Genomic DNA, 935 nt, shown 5'->3' on the forward strand with positions numbered 1-935 from the left:
TTGACGATCACTTCGTCGATGCGATCCAGCTGCGCGCTGTTCCCTGCGACCGTAGCCGACAGCCTTTTGCGCGTGGCTACCTGCGCCAGCCCGTTCTGGATTATCGCAATTGCCGAGTTCTTCACGCCTCCCGTCATCCCGTCCATCGATACGGAAATCTCATCGATTTTTACAGCGGCCTGTGCCAGACCGTCAGCATTCTCCTGTATCTCTTGCGCCTGCTTCTCCAGCTCGTCGGCATGACTTTTGATGTCATCCGCCATATCAGCAATTTTTTCATTGCTGTCCACAGCGTTCTCGATCAGATCTTTGAATGTCTCAGACCCCTTCATATCCTCCAGGATGGCATCAGTGATATCAGAAACATCGATGCTGGCCTGCCCCCGTACAAAGTCGGTATACCCCGATTCATTACCGGTTCGGTCAACCAGCTGCGCGCGGTACCAGAAAATCTGTCCCGCCTTAAGCCCCATCTGCTGATATTTACGTTGTGGGTATGGTACATCGGCCAGCAGTATCGCATCGCCCTCAGTCCCCGTCAGGCTGTACTGAATTTCAGTCTTCAGCGTGTCGTCCGTATTCGCCGGGAACGCCCAGTTCAGATCGATACCAAATACCACGTTTTCCGAAGCGATAAAGCTCACCGGCTTCGGCGGATTTCCCACTTTCCCGGTTAACGTTTTCTCTTCTGAATAACCCCATCCGGATGAAATCTCAGCGGCATTAATGGCACGTACGCGTACCAGATATCGTCCTGCGTAAATGCCAGGAATATCGAAGGATGTGGTAGAGTTGCGCGGCACATTTACCCAGTTCCCGTCATTGCGACGCCACTGTGCCTCATAGGCTATGGCATTCTGAGCCTGATCCCAGCTGACGCGCATAGTCTCAACGCTGATGTTCTGCTGAACGACAGAGAACGAGTTGATCACGAT

At 52.9% G+C, this 935-nt stretch carries 1 pseudogene; it reads right to left on the reverse strand.

Annotated elements, in window-relative coordinates:
- A pseudogene (locus ACJ9N4_RS20890) lies at positions 1–935 on the reverse strand (host specificity protein); the annotation flags it as partial.

This window comes from Enterobacter sp. LM3 (genome assembly GCF_046622475.1).
In the GTDB taxonomy this organism is placed as follows: domain Bacteria; phylum Pseudomonadota; class Gammaproteobacteria; order Enterobacterales; family Enterobacteriaceae; genus Enterobacter; species Enterobacter cloacae_P.